Annotated in this window: 17 protein-coding genes; 15 read left to right on the forward strand and 2 right to left on the reverse strand. The window is 45.8% G+C overall.

The window, feature by feature from the left end:
• The first annotated feature begins 14 nt into the window (after positions 1 to 14).
• A complete protein-coding gene (locus tag IT084_RS07075; protein ID WP_195712157.1) occupies positions 15 to 281 on the forward strand; it encodes a TIGR04076 family protein in 267 nt (88 codons plus the stop codon).
• Positions 282 to 412: 131 nt separating this feature from the next.
• On the opposite strand, the gene IT084_RS07080 is transcribed toward IT084_RS07075, so the two are convergent.
• On the reverse strand, positions 413 to 940 hold the full coding sequence (locus IT084_RS07080; protein WP_195712158.1) for a carboxymuconolactone decarboxylase family protein: 528 nt from the start codon (positions 938 to 940) through the stop codon (positions 413 to 415).
• Between the two features lie 656 nt (positions 941 to 1,596).
• Here IT084_RS07080 and IT084_RS07085 point away from each other — a divergent pair.
• From IT084_RS07085 to IT084_RS07150, 14 genes are all read left to right on the forward strand, one after another.
• Entirely contained in the window at positions 1,597 to 2,391 is a 795-nt protein-coding gene (locus IT084_RS07085) for an alpha/beta hydrolase (protein WP_207744463.1), read from the forward strand.
• Positions 2,392 to 2,512: 121 nt separating this feature from the next.
• Positions 2,513 to 4,132 carry a long-chain fatty acid--CoA ligase gene (locus tag IT084_RS07090; RefSeq protein ID WP_195712160.1) on the forward strand — a complete coding sequence of 540 codons (1,620 nt, stop codon included), beginning with the start codon at positions 2,513 to 2,515 and terminating at the stop codon, positions 4,130 to 4,132.
• Between the two features lie 323 nt (positions 4,133 to 4,455).
• On the forward strand, positions 4,456 to 5,418 hold the full coding sequence (locus IT084_RS07095) for an MBL fold metallo-hydrolase (protein WP_195712161.1): 963 nt from the start codon (positions 4,456 to 4,458) through the stop codon (positions 5,416 to 5,418).
• 133 nt (positions 5,419 to 5,551) lie between these two features.
• Positions 5,552 to 6,379, forward strand: coding sequence for a 4Fe-4S binding protein (locus IT084_RS07100; RefSeq protein WP_195712162.1), 828 nt, complete (start codon positions 5,552 to 5,554; stop codon positions 6,377 to 6,379).
• A gap of 3 nt (positions 6,380 to 6,382) precedes the next feature.
• Positions 6,383 to 6,670: an ATP-binding protein gene (locus IT084_RS07105; protein ID WP_195712163.1), complete on the forward strand. Its 288-nt coding sequence runs from the start codon at positions 6,383 to 6,385 to the stop codon at positions 6,668 to 6,670.
• Positions 6,667 to 7,230 carry a hypothetical protein gene (locus IT084_RS07110; protein ID WP_195712164.1) on the forward strand — a complete coding sequence of 188 codons (564 nt, stop codon included), beginning with the start codon at positions 6,667 to 6,669 and terminating at the stop codon, positions 7,228 to 7,230. Before IT084_RS07105 ends, IT084_RS07110 begins: the two co-directional genes overlap by 4 nt.
• Positions 7,231 to 7,787: 557 nt before the next feature.
• Positions 7,788 to 9,338: an acyl-CoA carboxylase subunit beta gene (locus IT084_RS07115; protein ID WP_195712165.1), complete on the forward strand. Its 1,551-nt coding sequence runs from the start codon at positions 7,788 to 7,790 to the stop codon at positions 9,336 to 9,338.
• A 33-nt stretch (positions 9,339 to 9,371) separates the two neighbouring features.
• Positions 9,372 to 9,818, forward strand: a complete 447-nt coding sequence (locus IT084_RS07120; RefSeq protein WP_195712166.1) for a hypothetical protein — start codon at positions 9,372 to 9,374, stop codon at positions 9,816 to 9,818.
• Between the two features lie 166 nt (positions 9,819 to 9,984).
• Positions 9,985 to 10,227, forward strand: coding sequence for a hypothetical protein (locus tag IT084_RS07125; RefSeq protein WP_195712167.1), 243 nt, complete (start codon positions 9,985 to 9,987; stop codon positions 10,225 to 10,227).
• Between the two features lie 71 nt (positions 10,228 to 10,298).
• Positions 10,299 to 11,762 (forward strand): sodium:solute symporter, encoded by a 1,464-nt coding sequence (locus tag IT084_RS07130; protein WP_195712168.1) that lies wholly within the window; start codon positions 10,299 to 10,301, stop codon positions 11,760 to 11,762.
• 344 nt (positions 11,763 to 12,106) lie between these two features.
• Positions 12,107 to 13,645: an acyl-CoA carboxylase subunit beta gene (locus IT084_RS07135; protein WP_195712169.1), complete on the forward strand. Its 1,539-nt coding sequence runs from the start codon at positions 12,107 to 12,109 to the stop codon at positions 13,643 to 13,645.
• 85 nt (positions 13,646 to 13,730) lie between these two features.
• Positions 13,731 to 15,431 (forward strand): AMP-binding protein, encoded by a 1,701-nt coding sequence (locus IT084_RS07140; protein ID WP_207744464.1) that lies wholly within the window; start codon positions 13,731 to 13,733, stop codon positions 15,429 to 15,431.
• Positions 15,432 to 15,730: 299 nt separating this feature from the next.
• Positions 15,731 to 17,452, forward strand: coding sequence for an AMP-binding protein (locus IT084_RS07145; protein WP_195712171.1), 1,722 nt, complete (start codon positions 15,731 to 15,733; stop codon positions 17,450 to 17,452).
• 319 nt (positions 17,453 to 17,771) lie between these two features.
• Positions 17,772 to 19,106 carry an MFS transporter gene (locus IT084_RS07150; RefSeq protein WP_195712172.1) on the forward strand — a complete coding sequence of 445 codons (1,335 nt, stop codon included), beginning with the start codon at positions 17,772 to 17,774 and terminating at the stop codon, positions 19,104 to 19,106.
• Between the two features lie 24 nt (positions 19,107 to 19,130).
• Here the strand turns inward: IT084_RS07150 and IT084_RS07155 are convergent, their stop codons facing one another.
• A complete protein-coding gene (locus IT084_RS07155) occupies positions 19,131 to 20,138 on the reverse strand; it encodes a glycosyl hydrolase family 18 protein (protein WP_207744465.1) in 1,008 nt (335 codons plus the stop codon).
• Between the last annotated feature and the right edge of the window lie 242 nt (positions 20,139 to 20,380).

Raw genomic sequence — 20,380 nt, forward strand, 5'->3', positions numbered from 1 at the left:
AAAGGGGGATCAACATGAAAGAGGTTACAATTGAGGTAAAAAGCGTGAAGGGGTATTGTAGTGCCGGGTACAAGCCGGGAGATAAATTAACTTTCCGCGATCCTGTGGTAACTGCGGTGGATGGTAAACCTGTCTGTTTATATGCTTTGGCCGGTTTAATACCCTACCTGGCGGCCTTTGGCAGGGATACGGATCAGAATGATTGGATCAACAAAATCCAGGAACTCCAGTGTCCGGATCCGGTAAACACGGTGGTATTCAGTTTAAAGCGTTCTGACTAAATTTTAAGCCCGCAAAGAATCATCCCACCGGGTGTGCTGGTGCCCTTATTGCGGACGGGCACCTGATGGTTATGCTATAGTACTAACCCCTCCCCAACCTGAAGGGGTTGGGGAGGGGTGGCTTCACGTTCCTAATTTTTGTCTTCAATTTCCACTTCCGTATTTTCCAAAAACCGGGCCACCAGGTTATAAAAGCCTATGGTCAGGGTCAGTTCCACTATTTCCCGGTGGCTTAAATGCTTGGCAACTTTGTTAAAGGTTTCGTCCGTGGATTTTACGTTAAGTGTTACTTCTTCGGTATATTGTAACACCGCCCGCTCCAGGTCGTTGAATACCGGGCTGTCCGGTCCCTGCTTCACAGCTTCTATTTGTTCCTCCGTCACCCCTACCTGCCTGGCCAGTATCTCATGCTGGTACCACTCGTAGTGGGAGCGGCAGAGGGTGGCAACTCTGAGTATTGCCAGTTCCCGCAACCGGGCGTCGAGTTGGGCACGGGTAAGCAGGGAATTGCCCAGCCGCATGAAATGGCGGACGCTATTTTCCGCGTGGGCCATCATTTTGTTGATGTTCAGGCCGCTTAGCTCGGATTTTCCCCCTGTGATCATGTTGCGGGTTTTCTCCGGCATTTGCTCCAAAGGAAGCAGAGGAAGTCTTGGCATAAATATCACCTTTCTTTTTTGTAATTATCATAACCTGGCTTGATCAGACTGGCTTTAAACGCGATCCTCATATCATATTCGGCAACTTCCCCGGCTTAAAACGCGCAACCTGGAAGTTGCTTATTTATCCCCCTTTGCTTGCTTGAACATGTCGAGTAACCGGGAATGCAATATTTGTGCCTTGCCCGTGGATGCGCCAACGGCGCCTGTGCCCCGGGGTAAATGTTTAGCCGTTGGCCAGAGCCGGGTCAAGTATTTCGTTGTTACATATTTGAACAAAAATGTTAATTAAATTAACAAATTTTAAACTGTTTGGGCTGCTTGAGGCATGTCATATTCAGAATAGTCAAATAAAAAAGGCGATTTTTTTTTATTAATTTACCATATCAACCACCGGGTATAAGTATTGCAATGAGCGAATTGTCAAGTGTTTCAGCTTATATATCATGTTGGCAATGGTCGAACATAATAGCTGTACCAAAATGTTATCCGGCGATAATCATTGGGCTTAACTGAAACTATTTATTAAGGGTTTGAGGGGTGGGAAAATAATGCCAAGTCCGGAAAGTCTAACAGTACGAAAGCTTTTGGCGGACTATGCGTCCCAATTCGGGAAGTTGTCCTCAATTGAGGAAATGAGACAAAGTATGGAGGCAATGTTTGGCAAAGTTCCCCTTGATCAGGATGTGCGGGTTGAGAAAGTAACGGCGGGAGGGGTTCCCGGTGAGTGGGTGGCCGCGCCGAATTCGGTTAACGATGGTGTTTTCCTGTATCTCCACGGCGGCGCATATTGCATGGGAAGCTGCAATACGCACCGTAATTTGGCAGCCAGGCTTAGCCGGGTCACATCCACGCGTGTGCTGGTCATAGAGTACAGGCTGGCTCCGGAACATCCTTTCCCCGCCGCGTTGGAGGATGCAGTTTCCGCATACCGGTGGCTGGTTTCATCGGGGATCTCCCCTGAACGCATAGTGGTTGGTGGGGACTCGGCCGGCGCTGGACTTGCGGTGGCAATGCTCATCGCTTTGCGGGATGCCGGCGACCCGCTACCGGCTACGGCTGTGTTGCTGTCCCCGTGGACGGACATGGAGGGTACCGGGGAATCATTAAAGACCAGGGCGGAGTTTGACCCGTGGTTGAAGCCGGAAGGGCTCCGGCCCACGGCTGCATTGTATATTCGTGACCTGGACCCGCGCCATCCCCTGGTTTCGCCCATCTATGCCAATTTGCAGGGGCTTCCGCCTATGCTGGTTCATGTCGGGCAAGATGAGATTCTACTGGATGACTCGGCCCGCCTGGTTGAGCGGGCACGCGCCGCGGGTGTCGATGTAACGTTCAAGATCTGGGAGGGTATGTGGCACGTGTTCCATGGTTTTGCGGCGTATATGCCGGAGGCACGCCAGGCCATCGAGGAAATCGGGGAGTATGTTGTGAAAAAACTTGGCAGGTGAAGAACCACGGGTCAGTAGCGGGTTGGCAGTCTGCTGTCAAGTGAATTGTTTTATTGATGCGGCTGGCCACTTCTGGTTGCTAGCCTTTGTTAATTAAATAATTTAACGAGGTGAGATCACAATGATGGAATATCCCCTTTTGTTGAGAACAATTTTATATCATGCCAAAAATGTTTTTCCGAAGAAAGAAATAGTTTCCCGGGATTTTTCGGGGATGTTCAGGTATAATTACGGAAGCATGTTTAAAAGAGTCTGCCGCTTGGCAAATGCTTTGAAAAAAATGGGCATCCAACAGGGCGACAAAGTGGCCTCCTTTGCCTGGAACAGCCACCGCCACCTGGAGCTGTATTTCGCCGTTCCCTGTTACGGCGCTGTGTTGAATACCGTTAATATTCGCCTGTTCCGGGACCATCTCATCCACTGCATCAACTTTGCGGAAAACAAGGTGATCTTTATCGATGAAGACCTTGTGCCGGCGATAGAAGACATCCGGGAGGAACTCACCACCGTTGAAGCTTTTGTCATCATGACCGATAAGCCGGAGTTGCCTCAAACCACGCTTGCACCTGTTTATTCCTACGAAGAATTGATCAAGGACGAGCCGGAAGATTACCAATTCCCTTACCTGGACGAGTGGTCTCCGGCGATAATGGCTTATACGACGGCTACTACAGGTTTCCCCAAGGGCGTGGTTTATTCTCACCGCGGATTGTACCTTCTTTCACTGTCCCTTTTGGCCGGTGAGTATGGTATTACCGAAAAAGATGTTGTAATGCCCATTGTGCCAATGTTTCATGTCAACGCCTGGTGCAGGCCTTTTGCGGATTCTTTTGTGGGGGCCAAGCAGGTTATGCCGGGGAGCAGGCCCCAGCCGGGGGATTTGTGCGAATTGATCCACAACGAGAGAATTACCTTTGCTGCCGGGGTGCCGACGATCTGGATGGGTATATTGAATCACGTACTGCAAAATCCGGGTCGTTACGATTTCAGTTGCATCAGGTATCTGGTTTCCGGCGGGGCTGCCATGCCGGCCAAACTGACGGAAGAATACGAGAAAAAGTTGGGAATAACCCTCTTGCAGGGTTACGGGCAGACGGAAACTTCCCCGGTTACGTTGATGTGTTATCCGAAAAGCTACCTGGAGGACCTGCCCGAACCCGACAAATATAACCTGCGCGCCAAGACGGGATTGTTGATGCCGGGGCTGGAAATGAAAATTGTCAATGAAAAGGGCGAAGAGGTAAAACACGATGGAAAGGAAATGGGGGAATTGCTCTTTAAGGGCCCCTGGGTTATCAAGGAATATTATAAAGACCCGGAAAAAACCAAAGAATCTTTTGTCGACGGCTGGTTCAGGACAGGTGACATTGTAACCATTGACGAAGAGGGTTATGTCCAGGTCATGGACCGTACCAAGGATTTAATTAAGAGCGGTGGAGAATGGATTTCTTCGGTGGATATGGAAAATTACCTCATGGGACACCCGGCTGTGGCCGAGGCGGCGGTGATCGGCATTCCCCACGAAAAATGGCAGGAACGGCCGCTTGCCTGTGTGGTGCTGAAGCCCGAAGCCCGGGGCAAGGTAAGCAAGGAAGAATTGAAAGACTTTTTGCGGGGTAAGTTTGCCAGCTGGTGGCTACCCGACGACTTTGTTTTCATCGATGAGATACCCAAGACCAGTGTTGGTAAATTTTCCAAGCGGGTTTTAAGGGAGCTATACCGCGAGGGGAAATTGTCATAACCCGGGGAAGCCAACATTTTACCTGGAGCATTTGGCAATCCTTTATCGCTAACTAAGGCCCTTTATCTTTAACTTAATAGATAAACGGTTGTATCTTCATATGGTTTTTTGTTTGATCAGATTGCCATGTAAAAATACATAATGCCAGGGCAATCTTTTTATTTTAAGTGCCCGGGCTGGTTATCTGTTGGAAACTGGCTTGGGTTTTGCAATTGTTTCGTAGCCAAAAGAGTTTACTGAAAAGAGTTTTCAAAGTAAAACCGGTACCTGTGGCATGAAAGATGATGATAGATTGGTCTTGGTACCCTAAGGAGCTGAATCGTATGATAAACGTGGCTGAGCTTGGGATTTATAAAGTGAAGTTGCCCCTGCCGTTTAAACTGGACCATGTGAACTGTTACGCGGTAAAAGGCAGGCGAGGCTGGAGTATTGTCGACACCGGTTTAAATTATGAACCCGCCAGGCGGGCCTGGCTTGATTTTATGGCCGGCCGGGGAATTAAGCCCGGGGACATTGCCGGCATTTACGTAACCCATTATCACCCGGATCATTACGGGGCGGCCGGCTGGTTGCAGCAAATATCAGGCGCGCCGGTGTACATGAGTGCCATTGAAGCCTCCCTGGCGGAAAAAATATGGAGGCGCAGCAATGAGGACCGGGAAATCATAGCCGGGATGTTGCTGGAAAACGGTATGCCGCAAGACCTGGTGGCCAGGATCTTAACGGGCATGGATGAAATGATCCCGAGGGTGAACCCGCACCCCCGGGTGACCCCCATTTCGGACGGGGAAGAAGTGCCCCTGGGCGACCATCATTACCGTGTGGTTTTGACTCCGGGGCACTCGGACGGGCATGCTTGTTTTTATCATGAACAAAGCGGCTTATTATTATCGGGGGATCACTTGCTACCCAAAATTTCATCCAACATTAGCCTGTGGCCTCATTCTCATCCCAACCCCCTGGATAACTTCCTGACCTCTCTGGAGGAAAACCACCGGTTAAACGTAAGCCTGGCGCTGCCCGCGCATGGTGATTGTTTCAGCAATGTACAACAGAGGGTGAGCGAACTCCAGGAACATCACCGGGAGCGGCTGGAACTGATGAAGCGGATTGCCTCCAGGGGTGCCACGGTTTACCAGGTTTGCCGGGAGGTGTTTGGCGACAGGCTGTCCCTGCATGAAATTCGTTTTGCCATGACAGAGACGCTGGCGCACCTGGTGTACCTGGAAAAAAGGGGCGAACTGCGGGTGAGCAAGGTGGATGGCAGGTATATTTATTCGGCATAGAACGGAACAAAACCACCGGAGCATTTCTTGGAAATAAGGATAATACTGCAATTTTTATTAGTAGGCTTTAATTTTTGGCTTTTATCAGAATTTATTCAATTATTTAAATAAGGGATATTCAGGAGGTGTCACTATGTGTCAATTTTGTATGACTCACGGTTATGGCAAGGTCTGGTACAAAAACGCCATGAACTACGCCAGGCAGATGTACAAACTTAAAAAGCATAAGAGTTCCCATGACCACGGCCGGGACCCGGAGGGCGCCGCGGCGCTGATCATCGCCGAGGCGGTGGAAGCCCGGGGGCTAAAACCGGAGGAGTTTCCCCGGCTGCGCCACATGGCGAACAAGGTGGCCCAGGAAATGGTGGCGGGCCAGGTGGTGACCTTGGAAGACGCCATGACCATGGTGGAACTGGCTTCGCCCATCGCCCTGATGGGCTGCATCTGCCGGAAGATCACCCGGGGCCGGCTGGAAGACAACGAAGATTCGTATACCTGCATGGGCCTGGGCATCGGCATGTTCAAGTGGGACCGCTGGCCCGAGCGCTACAAGGGCGGGGTGCATTTCGTGACCGTGGAAGAGGCCAAACAGTGGCTGGTCAAGTGGCATAACAAGGGCATGGTGGCCTCCCTGATGACCCACGGCACCCCGTATATCGGCGGGCTGTGCATGTGCGATTATCCGGACTGCCTGGCCATCCGGTACCGCTTGGATTATGGAATCAACCAGCTGTTTAAGGGCGAGTTTGTGGCCAAATTGGACTATGACAAGTGCTGCGGTTGCGGGACCTGCGTGGAGCGGTGCCAGTTCGGGGCCATCAAGTTCGAGGTGACCATCGAAAAAACCAATATCGACCAGTTTCGCTGCTTCGGCTGCGGCGTTTGCATGACCACTTGCCCCACCGGCGCCATCTCCATGGTTGACCGCAAAACTCTGCCCGGTTTAAGGGAGGTGTGGTAAATCATGGCCTTTAACTGGGAAGACCCCAGGCCCATCCCCAAAATGACGGTGGATAACCAGAAGTGCAATGTGCCCCTTACTTGCAAGAAGTGCCTGGAACTCTGTCCCCAGGCGGTATTTGCCCTGATTACGCTCAAGTATGTTAAATACGTGGAGACGAACATCAACGAACCCTACGCTTACGCAGTGCGGCCCATGCATCGCGACAAGTGCACAGGCTGCATGGAATGTGTCAATGCCTGTCCCAGGGACGCTATTACGGTTCAGTTCGGAGAGGGGGAAGTAAAATGAGCGAACGGCTGTCTTACGACCTGAACCCGGAAATGATCGATATCTTGGCCCGGGAATTCGACGCGCGGGCGATAGTCGATAAGTTTACGGAGGGCCTGAAGGCCGGGCGCCAGGCCGGGGAACTGGGGAAAGAAATTTTCGGCGCCCATGGCGAGGCCTGGGCCAAGCGAACCCTGGAGCTGGGGGAGAAGTATACCGATCAGACTTACGAGAATCTCAAGTTAGCGGCCAAACGGGTGAAGCAGCTGGTTTTCCCTCATGTCCCGCAGCGGTTCATTGAAATTGGTTATCTGGCCACCCAGCCCTTCGAGGCACTGGCGGTAGAACAAAACAATCACTACGCGTTTATTTTCACGGTGCCCGAATGCGCCACCTATACCGCCCTCAAAGAGAAATGCGGGGAAGAAGTGGCTGCACAGTTGCCCTGTAGGGAGGCCTGCCTGGCTTTCAATAAAACCATATACAAGGTATTGAATATGGCGGCCGGCCTGGAAATGACCGCAACTTTGCCGGTGGACGGTTTCTGCCGGTTTGTGGCTGTTAACCAAAATGCCGGGTAACCGGCAAGTTTTACTGTGACCAGGGATTAATGGGATCAAGTTTAAGACTTAATCGCATAATGATATGTCATATTTCGGTGGTGACGCGGTGTTTATAGATGTAGAAACTAGGTTTACTAAAGGATCGCTCTCCAAGGGCGATCTTTTTTTGAACAAGTCTAAGCATCTTGTTAGTTCAGTTGAATCTTGCCTCATTAAGGTGTTCTTTGTTTCGCTGTCGATAGATGCCTTCGCTTTGTTGGTTTCCATTTAACCGGTTGATGATAGAAAATTGATATTTATTTCTTGAAGGCAGGCAAGAATAGAGTTGTTCAAAAAGTAAAACCTTCTATGTTCAATTTGGAAATATTCTGTCAAATTAAAATGTTAAGATAATTATTTTTCCCTTAGTCTGAAAAGTAAAAATGTATATTCATTTTAGGCATTTTTTTTGCTAGTGGTTTAATAATTAACTCCGACCAACAAGATAGAAATGTATTAACAGCGCGAAAAGATTTTAAATGAACCGGAAGGAAAGCTTATTTTTTAATTTTACCTCAATCATTGGAGGGCTGGTTATGGGTTGGCAAAAGGGAGTGGAAGAATTATATCGAAGAAGAGCCCGTGCTTTAGAGATGGGTGGGCAAGAGAAAGTTAGGCTCCAGCATGAGCAGGGAAAACTAACAGCCCGGGAGAGAATTAACCTTCTTTTTGATCAAGGGACTTTCATTGAATATGGTATGTTGGCCAAGAGTCAAAGCAATAGGCCTGAGATGGCAAATAAGCCTACACCGGCTGATGCTGTTATTACCGGTTATGGCAAAATAAATGGAAGAATGGCCTGTGTGATCGCAGAAGATTTCACTGTTTTGGGAGGATCCGTTGGTATCACCCATATGTTGAAGAATATGAGGTTTATTCAATTGGCCCAGGATATGAAAGTGCCCATCGTGTGGCTAATGGATGGGGCGGGGGCAAGGGCGGAGGAAACTATTAACATGGGATTACCACCTGTTACGCATTTTTTAGAGATAGCGCGTCTTTCAGGAATTGCACCTCAGGTTGGTGTTGCCATGGGGCCTTGTTCCGGAGATTCTTCCCTGCAAACCAGCCTTCTGGAATTTATCATTCAAGTCAAAGGTCATGGCATGCTCTTCGCAGGCGGCCCGCCGGTGGTTTATTCTGCTATTGGAGAAATTATCTCCAAGGAAGACCTCGGTGGCACAAATGTGCATTGCCGAATTTCCGGAGTAGCCGATAACGAAGCCGAATCAGACGAGCACGCCATATCCTTGGTCAAGGAATACTTATCTTATCTTCCCTTAAATGCATATGAATACCCGCCTTATAAACCTACTGCCGACAAATTTGACCGTATGGATGAAGAATTGCTCAACATTGTACCCGAGCAATTTATGGAACCTTACGATATGAAACAAATAATCAGTTATATTGTTGATGATTGCAACTTTTTTGAAATCAAACCTTATTTTGGAGCCAGCTTGATTACCGCCTTGGCGCGTTTGGGAGGTCATTCAGTAGGTATCATCGCTAACCAACCTAACGTCCGTGCCGGCGCGTTGGATGCAAAAGCAGCAATGAAAATGAGGCATTTTATTGATTTATGCAGCTCATATCATATCCCGTTAATCTTTCTAGTAGATGTTCCTGGTGTTATGACGGGTAGTCAAGCCGAACGTGAAGGGACATTAAGAGCGGGCTTGGCTGTTGCATATTCCCTTGCTTATGCCGATGTGCCTAAAATAACCGTTGTTATCAGGAAAGCTTTTGGGTTCGGGGGTGCAGCCATGTGTGGTTATGGGGCCAGGCAAGCGGCTGTGTTCGCTTGGCCGTCGGCCGATTTCGGGGCCATCCCCAGTAAAGGCGGTGTTTTAGCGATCTATAAGAAGGAAATCGAAACTGCTGCGGACCCGGAAGCCAAAATTAAAGAGCTGGAAGCTCAGTTTGAGGAATATAAAGGACCGTTTTCCGCCGCTGCTACTTTTAATGTGGATGATGTAATAGACCCGCGGGAAACGAGGCCAAAAATTATCCGGGCGTTGGAACTTGCATTAAATTGCCGCAGCAAGCCTGCTCAACCTGTACCTCGATTCGGTGTGATGCCGTAGGATGGTTTTATTATTAAGGGGTAAGTATTATAAATGGTTTTTTTAAGCACAAATAAATGGGAAGCATATGTCGGGTTGCATCAAGAAGTTGTAGCAAAGGAATTATGTAAGGCATTAAAAGAACTAAGGATTTCCTTTAAAAAAAGTAAAAAACCTCCAATTTTTATGTATGACGCAAATCACGAGCAATTGGTTTTTCAATTAGATGATCTCGAATTATCGTTAGTTTACGTAACAGCTGACCCCTTAACGCGTTTCTTTTCAAGCTTTTTAGGAACAAGAAAAAACTTTCCGGGATTGACTTATTTATCTGTTTCTTTTTGTAGTCTGGAAGCAAGGACAAAACTAAAACAAATAATGAAAGCTTTTTACAATAATGTGAAGCAAGAACCCTGGCAAATTAGCTGGCATCCAAGATTCCGACATGCTTTTCTATTACAATTGTTTAACAAGTGGCAATGGCAGAGGATGTTAAGGTAGCCTAAGAGCCTAAAGATTTTTTGTATTAATTGATAAGGGTATTAAGCTGAAGCAAGATGATAAAGGTTTTAGGAGGTGTTGCACATGGGCGGGTAAAATTTTATATACTTTTATACTTTCTCAAGATTAAAATAACCTAGTCTAATTTTGAAGGAGGTTTGATTTTATGTTAAACAAGAAAAATTGGTTTTCCATGCCCAAACGTGAGTTATTCCTATTACTATTCCTAATCATTTATCCAATTGTTTTCTTTTTGCCTTGGACCTATAACATTATGATTTTGAACGTTACTTTATTGGCTTGGGGTGCCTATGCTTTATACTTCCTGGCGCCGATAGTTTCTATTATTGTTTTATCTTCCGAACAACGCACCATTGAAACGGATAAAAAGACAAATGTAAGCATTTAAATAAAATTATTAAATTTAAAATATTAAATAAATTAACAATATACTGAACACCATGCTGAGAGGTGATAGCTTTGAAAACTACTGAATTTATAATAATGATACTGTACATCGGTTTCTGTATTTTCCTGGCTTTTTATACCCAACGCAAGATTTCTAGTTCAGCAAGCGGAACAGATGAGTATTATGTTGCTGGAAGAAGAATAGGTCTCGCAGTAAACTCTATTGCTATTTTGGCTGCTCTAGGTAGTGGTGGTTCTTTCATGGCGGGAATAGGTACAAACTTTAAACTTGGCCTGCCTACACTGGCCTGGATGACGGTTGCATCCATATGCGGTTTCGCACTGGCCAGCATCCTGGTAGCCAAACCGTTAAGAAACTCGGGCAAATATACAGTAACCGAGTTTTTAACCGAACGTTACAATAGCCGTTTCATTCAGGTAATGGTTCCTATAATTCTAATTATAGGTTCCGGTATTTACCTGATGTCGCAAATGAAGGCAGGAGGGCTGATAGCATCTTACATTACCGGGCTTTCTTATGAGTGGGGATTAGTAATAATAGCTCTTGTGTTTATTCTATATGTATCTCTTGGCGGTATGCTTGCCGTCACTTGGACAAATGTACTGCAAGGTGCTTTAATGATTCTTTTAATTTTACTTATTGTTATAGGTGGATTAGTTAATGCAGGTCAGGGTCCAATATCCTTTTTCGCCAGCACCACCAAAGAATATGAGCACCTGGGGAAATTGGGGGTTGCATTGCCCCTGGCGGCTGGGATTGGAGCTTTTGTTTCTTGGTTTACTGCTCCCTCTGTTATTCCGCATTTGGTGATGAGGGTTTTTACTGCAAAGGATGTTTATTCGGCCCGCCTATCGATGAACATTGGGATGCTCATTTACGGAACATTGATGTTTACGAGTCTCATTGTTATACTTCCCTTTGTGCCTGAACTAGGAGCGGATACTTTAAAAAATACAGCCTCGGACATGTGGTTGCTTTTAATTGCGAATAAGTTCTTTGGTCCGTTTATTATGGGCATAATTACAGCGGGGATTATGGCTGCAGTCATGTCAACCACAGATGCTCTTCTTTTAGCCTGCAGCGCATCGTTTGCCTATGACTTATACGGTAAAGTGATCAATACAAAAGCTAGTCAGAAACAGCTTCTAAGGGCGGCTACTATATCAACCTGGGTAATCGGTATTCTGGTCATGTTAATCACCCTTAAACCCCATCCATTCTTGATCGTATTATATACTGCGGCTGTTGGTTTTATGGCATCTGGATTGTTTCCTCCAATGGTTTTGGGTATCTGGTGGAAACGCGCGAATACAATTGGCGCTTCAGTAAGTATGGTTGTTGGATCAGTATTATTTATGATTTTATTCCTGGGCTTTGATATGCCTTATAATACAGAAATTCTAATTGCCTTACCCGTTTCTATGTTGACCATGCTTGTTGTAAGTTCCTTGACCGAAAAGCCTTCGGAGGAAACTATTGCAAAAATGGAACAGTATCATACAGGAATTATCTAAGATTCTATATTTTGTGCCTACCATTAGCCTTCTTTAAAAATAACTGTGATTTAACTGCAAAAACACTACAGCGGCAGGCGATCCGGCGGATTTCTGGAGTGAGTGGAGCACTGGATGCGGTCCCTAGCCCGTCATATCCCAAGAGTCATGACCCCTTAGGGCGTGAAGAAGTAGTTAGGCAGTGAGTTGCAAGCGTTAACTACAAGTTTTACCGGCCTCAAGAGTAAAATTGTGAAACGAACGGAAGAAACCGCCGGAGCGCCAGATACAAGTAACGGTTTTTGCAGCGAAATCAAGTCTTATTTTAAGAATGTCAAGAATAATAAGCAAGAGGTTGATGTTCAATGGATGAGTTAATAAAAGAGCTTGAATGCCGTAAGGAAAAAGCAAAATTAATGGGCGGAGAGGAAAAGATAGCCATCCAGCATAGCCTTGGCCGGTATACGGCAAGGGAGAGAATTGACAAACTTGTCGATCCGGGGACCTTCATGGAGTTTGGAATTCTTAATCATTCCGAGGTGCCCGGTTTGGAGGAGAAAAGCGCCTGCGACGGGATTATTTGCGGCATTGGCAAGGTTGATGGGAGACCGGTAGTAATTGAAGCAATGGACAAGACCGTTTTAGCCGGAACCGAAGGCGCAGTGCATATCCGCAAGTCCAAAGCCATGCATGAATACGCTGTTAAACGAGGTTTTCCTATATTTAGCCTGGGTGAAGGCGGTGGGTTGCGCATGCCGGACGGCATGGGCTCGGATGGCATAAGTGATAAACTAATGCCGATGCATATGCTATTGCACGGCCGGAAGGTACCGTTAATTTCAAGTATTATGGGGGACAGTTTTGGCGGTCCAACATGGTGTGCCGTATCGTCAGATTTTGTTGTTCAAGTAAAGGGTACCTGTATGGCGGTAGCAGGGCCAAGGATGCTGGAAATTGCAACTGGCGAAAAGATTACCGAAGAGGAACTGGGCGGTTGGAAGGTGCACGCTGAAATAACCGGTCAGGTAGATGCTTTCGCCGATAATGATGATCATTGTTTAAAGATCATGAAAGAGTTTTTCAGCTATATGCCGTCAAATGCTTCAGAAGAACCTCCATTTAAAGCCACAGGTGATGATCCCTATCGAAGGGTAGATGAGGTGGTTAAAATTGTTCCCACGCAACGTAACATGGCTTATGATATGAAACAGCTTATTAAGGCACTAGTGGATAACGGTATCTTTTTTGAAATAAAACCTTTTTTCGGTAATGCCCTGATAGCCGGTTTAGCCAGGTTAAACGGTAGGGTAGTGGGTATTATAGCAAACCAACCTATGTTTTATGGCGGGGCAGCCGGGCCTGATGAATGCGATAAGGCAACTGAGTTTATCTGCCTGTGCGATTCCTATAATATACCCATTGTTTTCCTGCATGATATTCCCGGTTTTCGTATTGGTAGTTACGCGGAACAGCGACGGATGCCCACGAAAATAATGGTATGGAACCAGGCCCTGGCGTGGTCAACCGTCCCCAAAATATCGGTGGTGGTGCGTAAAAGTATTGGCGCGGCATATAGTAACATGTGTGGACCAGGTATGGGAGCTGATTTTGTTGTTGCCTGGCCTGCCGCAGAGATTAACTTCACTGGCCCTGAAGTTGGTATCAATGTGGTCTATGGCCGGCAATTGGCTAAGGCGACAAATCCCTCTGAGGAAAGAAAAAAATTATTGCAACTGTGGGATTTTGATAGTTCACCCTACAAGGCCGCTGCGAAACACCTTATCGATGACGTTATTGATCCCAGAGATACTCGCAAATTTTTATGTCAAACGCTGGAATATGCATGCATGAAAAACGGTTCGCTTAGTCAACGTTTACTGGCTAACTGGCCAACAGGTTATTAAACGAACTATTGATCCTTATCAATTTCTTGGAGGCAAAACATGTATCATTAACTTGCTGAAAAACAAGATGAAAGGAGAGAAAAAATTGAAAGAAAAGCAATACTTAGAGCAACTTCACCGGTTGTGGGGAAAAAACTGGCCTGCTCATTTACCCAAAGAGCCGCATTATCCTTTTGGCGAAATACCTTTGACCGCTTACTTGCGCGAATGGGCGCGACGCACCCCAGACAAACCTTGTTTAATTTTTTACGGAAATGAAATAACTTTTAAACAACTGGATGATTTGAGCAACCGGTTCGCTTCGTTTTTAGCGGCTAAAGGTTTAAAAAAAGGTGACAGAGTGGCTGTTTTTCTACCAAACTGTCCTCAATTCCACATCGCCTTTTTCGGAATTCTCAAAATCGGTTGCATTCACGTTCCAGTAAATCCTATGTTCAAAGAGCATGAATTGCTGTACGAATTAAATGATGCTGACGCGCAGGTAATTGTTACGCTTGACCAGCTGTACCCCATTGTACAAACAATTAAAGATCAGACCAATTTGCGCGAGGTAGTTGTCACAAGTTTTGCTGATTATCTTCCGGAAAACCCCACCATCCCGGTTCATGAAACTTTACTGGTGCCCAAAAAGAATTTTCCAGGTACCATTGATCTCATGCAAATGCTGGCGGTACAAAGCCCCGGTTACCCGGATGTTGAAGTGGGCTTGGACGATGTAGTAGCTCTTAATTACACCGGGGGTACCACCGGGATGCCCAAGGGTTGCGAACATACCCAGCGAAACATGATTTATACCGCTGCTTGTGCGGCCACATTTTTATATGAGATAACACCCGATGACATGTGTCTGACCTACTTGCCAATTTTTTGGATTGCAGGCGAAGATTCAGGAATACTTTCTCCTGTATTTAGCGGTGCTACCCATATTCTTCTCGCTCGCTGGGACGCTAAAGCAATGTTAACAGCAATTGATCGGTATAAGGTAACCCATACCGGTGGCGTGGTTGATAATATAGTCGAAATGATGGAACATCCCGACGTAAAAAAATACGACCTTAGTTCGATTAAGGTTACGACAGTATCTTCCTTCGTCAAGAAGATAAATATGGATTACCGAGCCCGGTGGAAGGAACTAACTGGAGCTATTATGCGAGAAGCTTCTTGGGGTATGACTGAGACCCATACAGTGGATACGTTTACAAACGGAATGCAGGATAACGATATGGATCTTAAATCACAGCCAATATTTGTCGGTTTACCAATGCCCGGCACTGAATTTAAGATCGTAGATTTTGATACCGGTGAACTGGTTCCTTTGGGTCATGAAGGTGAAATTGTTGTACGCACTCCTTCGCTGCTTAAATCGTACTGGAGAAAACCGGAGGCAACGAAACAAGCCTTACGAGATGGCTGGTTATTTACCGGTGATATCGGAATGATAGACGAAGAAGGATATTTACACTTTTTGGGTCGCCGTAAAGAAATGCTTAAAGTAAAAGGCATGAGCGTGTTTCCCTCCGAAATCGAGGCGTTTCTGGGACGGCACCCTGCAATCGTTGGTAGCGGGGTGATTGGCAAACCCGAGCCGGATAAAGGCGAGGTTCCCGTTGCATTTATCAAGCTGCATAAAGATTACGAGGGTAAAATAACTGAAGAAGAGTTGAGTAATTGGTGCCGGCAAAATATGGCTTCTTATAAAGTACCGCTTATAAAGATAGTGAAGGAATTACCGATGACCGCTACCGGTAAGGTAAAAAAAGAGGAGTTAAAGAAATTAATTAAATAATTGTTATCATTATTTAGAGCAAGTATTTAGAATATTTAAATAAGGACATTAATAAATACTTTTTTAATGGCAAAGTGGTTGGAGATCTTTCCCAGCTACTTTGTCATATATTGTCTATTTTTTAACGTTACAATAATTCATGAGTTGTTGAAATGTGCCAATACTGCATACTCATGGTTACGGTAAAACCCGGTATAAAATCTGAAAATAGCCAGAACGTTTACTATTTTTATGCCTGGTTTTGAGCTGTAGGCTCATGAATGTTAAGTTTTAGTAACCGTTGTTAGGAGGAATAGATTGTGGATCTGAAAGATCTCGAGAGAGAACTAAAAAGCGATGGTGAAATAGTAGCATATAAGCTTGAAGAATGGGCGGAAAAGATAGGTGATAAAACTTGCTTTTATTATGGGGAAGAAGGTAAACACATCACCTATAAAGAATTTAATGAACTTTCAAACAGCATTGGTCATAACCTGAAAGCTATGGGTGTGGAAAAAGGTGATAGAATATCACTTTTTTTAAAGAACCCCCTTGTAACTACCTTGGCTATGTTTGGCATTTGGAAGGTTGGGGCGGTATTTTGTCCCATTAATTTTAACTACAGAGGTCGGCTATTATCTTACCAAATCAAAGATACCAACCCAAAGCTTTTGATTTCAGAAACAGATATGATCCCGTTAATCAATGATATAAAAGATGATATTCCCGGCTTAACAGTTTTCCTGCATAAGCCCAAGCAAGGCGACCACGATTATAACCCCGAAACAGCAAATATTGAGTTAGACAAAAAGTTTCTCCAGTATCCATTTGAAGAGCTTTTCAAGGGAGAAACGTCGAACCTCGGCATTAACATCGAATATTATGATACGGCCAATATTATCTATACTTCCGGTACAACAGGCCCGGCAAAAGGTGTTGTTCAATCCCACCGCTGGATGAACCAGTATACCTTTAACTCGAGAAGATTTTGCAGCCAAGAGGATGTAGTTTATAATGACCTACCTCTTTATCACGTGGGCGGTGCATTCGCAAATGTTATTAAAGGGATATGGCTTGGATGCACAGTAGCTGTATGGGATAAATTTAGTTCTAACGACTTCTGGCGGAGAATTAAAGTTAGTGGAGCAACCACGGCAATATTATTAGATGTAATGATCCCGTGGCTAATGAACGCAAAAGAAACCCCCGATGATCGAATGAATACGTTAAATAAAGTCCATATGCAGCCCCTGCCGCAATATCACTACCAGGTAGCCAAGAGATTTGGTTTTGATTACGTTACTTGCGGATATGGGCAAACAGAGGCGGGAAACGGCTTTGTTGGGATTTTTGAATTAGACGAAGGAGAAGGCACTCCCCCTGAATTGTATAAAGGAAAATCCAGGGAAGAAATAAGGGCCCTTGCTAAAAAATATGGTTATCCGATTCATCCCGGGAAAGCGGAACTGGGCAAGGGATATATGGGTAAATGCAAATGGTTGCTTGAAGCAACTATTTTAAACGAACATGATGAAGAATGCGCTCCCGGTGAAGTTGGGCAACTGGCTTTTAGACCTAAGTTTTCCTACTCAATGCTTAATGAATATTTCGGGAAACCGGAAGCAACTCTAAAAGCTTTCAGGAATTTTTGGTTTCACACGGGAGACGCGTGCTATAAAGATGAAGAGGGGAATTTTTATTTTGTAGACAGGATGGGCGGATTTATCAGGACCAGGGGTGAAAATATTTCTTCTTACCAGATAGAAGATATCATTAACAGCCATCCCAAGGTTGAAATGTGCGCCGCGCTTCCTATTCCCGCAGAAGTGGGAGATGAAGACGATATTGTTGTGTACGTTGTAGTTAAAAAGGGGGAAAAACTGCCAGAGGGAGAGTTGCGTGAATGGCTTAAAGGAGAAATGCCAAAATTTATGTGGCCAAAGTATATTCGTTTCATCGATGATTTACCCAGAACACCGACTAATAAGATAGAAAAATATAAACTGCGTGAAAAGATTTTAAGTGAACTGGGCAGAAAATAAGCTTTAAGATAAGGTGAAAATGAATAATTTTCATTTTTAGAAAAATTGCTCTGCTGACGAACCACCGGCTAACCCCGTTAATGCTATATAAATAAAGTCGGATGAGGTATTAATGTAATCAAGTTTGTATTTTAAAGCCCCCGGTCTTGATACGGGGGCTGTATTTGTTCATCTATGTTGTAGGCCATATGTTTATCCAGAACTGATCGTCATTTTATAGGCCCCGGGCACAATAAATTTTTAGCAAATTTTTAGTGGATGGTATAACTATTGCATCACTACAGAGTAAAAAAGTTAAAGCCGAACAAGGATGGTACTGATGGGGAAAGCGTTTCAAAATAACCCGGGATTGGTTCAAAAAACAATTAGTTATTCTTGCGTGGCTTTTGCCATTCTCTTGTTGGGATACGTGCTTTCAGTGTTTCACCGTCTCACCATTGCCATAATGGCTGACAGGTTGATGACCGACCTGGGTTTGAGTGCGGTTCAATTGGGACTATTAACTGCCATTTATTTTTACCCGTATGCTTTTATGCAATTTCCCGTCGGCATAATGGCGGACCATATTGGCCCGAGGCGCCTTGTTTCAGTTATGCTGCTGATAGCAGCGGCGGCCTCCATTGCTTTCAGTGTGGTTCAATCTTTCCCGCTTGCTGTTGCCACAAGGTTCTTGATTGGTCTTTCCGTGTCCTGTGTATTTGTGCCTACCCAAAAATATATCGCGACTTTTTTCCCTCCATCAATGTTTGCCACCCTAGTCAGTTTTTTGCCCTTTGCCGGTATGCTCGGCGGTATATTCGCATCGGTGCCCCTGGCCTACCTGGTGGACGCTTTTGGCTGGAGGGTGGTGTTTTTCATCTTGGGAATAATAACCGCGTTCCTGGCACTGGGTGTATGGATTTTTGTCGCCGAGTTGCCCGGGCATTCGAGGGATTCATCTGAAGTGAAGAACCGGGAAACGGTGCCAATGAGTGGAAAGAAGGCGGTAAAGCCGGGATTTTTAAGTTCTTTTGTACAGGTTATCAGCGAATGGGGATTATGGCCGATTGCAATCAGAAACTTTTTGAATTACGGTTCGATTATGGCTTTCCAGAGTCTTTGGGCGGGACCGTATTTGATGTTAATTGTAGGGGTGGACAGGATTACGGCGGGCTACCTGTTAATGCTGTTGTCCGTTGGGCAGCTGGTGACAGCTCCTTTCAGCGGTTATCTTTCAGAGAGGGTTTTCCGGTCGAGAAAGATTCCTGCGGTAAGCGCTGCTTTTGGATTGGTTTTATTCTGGGTGCCCTTTGCTTTCTATGGCGAAAACCTTACCCCTGTTCAAATTGGTATGCTTTTTGTTATTAACGGGCTTTGGAACGGCCTGGCCATGGGAGCGGGCCTTGCTCAAATCAAAGAACTCTATCCCGTTTCCGTTTCCGGAACGGCAATTGGCATTGGCAATTTGTTTACTATGGCGGGTCCGTGTTTATTCCCGGTATTCATCAGCTCGGTCATGGCCGGCCATACCCCGGCGGGCGGCCGGATAACCGGGGAAACTTTTATCCTTGGTTTTCGTTATTTGATGTTTGCCGCTATCTTAGCCGCAATAGCCATTTTATTTTCCAAAGAAACGTTAAAAAGACCACACGTTGAGAGAATGGTTAATAATTGAACAGAGTTGAAGTCTTTCGCCCGGCTAATTGTTGGTTCTACAGGTCCTCTTTCGGAAACATACTGTGATCCGCGTATCGCGGGTTTTTTGTTGAAACAGGTTCCAAATCCGGGGGTCCTCCAGGCCCAGGCGCCAGACCGCAATGCCGGGTATTCCTTGTTGGACGGCATAATTAAGCCTAACCAGGAAACTCCGCACGTCCTCAAACCAAACAACGTGTGTGACACCGTTTTCAACGTAGGAATAGGTTAATTCCTGCGCTTCTTCATCATACCTGGGGGTGACATTATGTTGGGCGGCCAGGTTAATGGCCTCGGCATAAGATAGTTCCCGGGGCAACACGTTTTCACCCACGGGCCAGTCCCGGCCGTAAACCGCTATTCCCAGGCGTAGCTTAAAACGGGGAATAACGGACATGGCATATGACATGACCTGCCGGACAAAACCGATGGAGGCTATCGGCCCCGGTTCAGCCACGTGCTCGTCATATGCCAGTACATAAACCGCGTCGCTGTGGCGGCTTAAGGCGGGATAATCGAATGCCCCGGAAAAGGGGTGGCTGGGATCGTCTTTTAATTCAGGGGGTACCGAAATAGTTACCAATAACCTGTAAGGTTTTAAAGTCCGGTAAAGCTCGGCCATGAATGTGGTCATGTAAGGTCTGTCTTCTGGAGGCACGAATTCAAAGTCTATGTTCACCCCGTAAAATCCTTTGCTGATGAGCGTGTTTAAAATATTTAATATCAGTGTGTGGCGAAGGTTTTCGTTGGTTAGCAACCGGTGTATTAATGGTCCGAATTCGCGGCTAGCGTAGTTATGCACTATCGCCAGTATGGGTAAGTTGAGTTGCCGCGCCAGGGTCATGGTTGCGGCATCCGACTGGTCCACAAGATCCCCCGCCTCGGTTACCCCGAGCCAGAAGGGTACCAGGTAGGAAATTTTTTGACCATTCGTGCTGAGGTCCTCCAAAGCATTCGAGGTGGTAACATAATACCAGTTGTTTTCAATTCTATAAAATAAGGGATTAACCATCTGATCCAACCTGCCTTCAAAATCCATTTTCCCCTGGAGCATTTTATGGAAATTATGATTGGTTTGTGCATGGATTTTTCAACAAAAAACTTCAGTCGCTAAATAATTGAACATGACTGAAGTTTGTTACTAAATTTTCTGGTTTTGCAGGTCAAGATTTTGGAAAGCTGATTACCCGGGACCCGGGCGCTTGAGGCGGAATATGGTTGTTTTCAACGCTGATAGCACAATTTTTGCAAAAT

The organism is Desulfallas sp. Bu1-1 (genome assembly GCF_015594625.1).
Lineage (GTDB): Bacteria > Bacillota > Desulfotomaculia > Desulfotomaculales > Desulfallaceae > JADNRQ01.